We start from the raw sequence: 973 nt of genomic DNA, 5'->3' as shown, positions 1-973 counted from the left end.
GACTTATGTAGATACGATTATTAAACAAACAGATCAAATCACAAATTTAATAGAAGAGTTGTTACGATTTTCGAAATTGGAAAGAGATGTATTACAGAAGGAAGAATTTCAGGTAGTGCAGCTTATTCAAAGCGTTATTGATAAGTATGAAATTGAATTTCGTGCTAAAAATATACATTTACAAATGGATTTTAGAATGGAAGAACCTGTTGTTTATGCGGATTTGGATAAAATGAAAATGGTATTTAATAATTTAATTTCAAATGCAATCAAATATACAACAAATCAAAATATCAAGATTGTATTGGAAGAGAGAAAAGATTATGTATATTTTAGTATTCAAAATGGAATTAATCCTGAAGTAAGTCAAGATATTGAAAAAATTTGGGAACCATTTTATGTATTAGAAGCTTCACGTAATAAAGAAATATCAGGAACTGGATTAGGATTAGCCATTGTAAAGAGTATTTTAGAACGACATGGTTTTGAGTATGGTGTCTCTATTATAAAAAATGAAATACAATTTTATATGTATATAGAAAAGAACTTACGAAAGTTAAACATACTATAATTTGAAGAGGATGCTATGTCTAATATAAATTAATTTAGAAAACAACCTATATTAAACAAGTCATTATCCTGATCAATAAACAATACTATAAAGAGAAAAATATAATGGAGGTGGAGTCATGGGAGTTGTTAACGCTACAGATGCAGATATTGCACTTTTAGCAAGATTACTCAGAGCAGAAGCCGAAGGAGAAGGAACTCAGGGTATGTTACTCGTCGGAAATGTAGGAATTAACCGACTAAGAGCAAATTGTTCTGACTTTAAAAACCTTCGTACCATTAGACAAATGATTTTCCAAGAACATGCATTTGAAGCTGTTACGCATGGATATTTCTATCAAAGAGCAAGAGAAAGTGAAAAACGTTTAGCTCGTCGAGTTATCAATGGAGAGAGGTACTGGCC

At 30.4% G+C, this 973-nt stretch carries 2 protein-coding genes; both read left to right on the top strand.

What is annotated here, in order from left to right:
* On the top strand, positions 1-571 hold a 571-nt coding region (locus tag AC1DIT_RS28195), incomplete at its 5' end, for a sensor histidine kinase (protein WP_476998608.1).
* Positions 572-689: 118 nt separating this feature from the next.
* The coding region (locus tag AC1DIT_RS28190; RefSeq protein WP_476998607.1) for a cell wall hydrolase at positions 690-973 on the top strand (284 nt) is incomplete at its 3' end.

The organism is Bacillus sp. 05T22, assembly GCF_056396765.1.
This window is presented reverse-complemented; position numbering and strand designations above follow the sequence as displayed.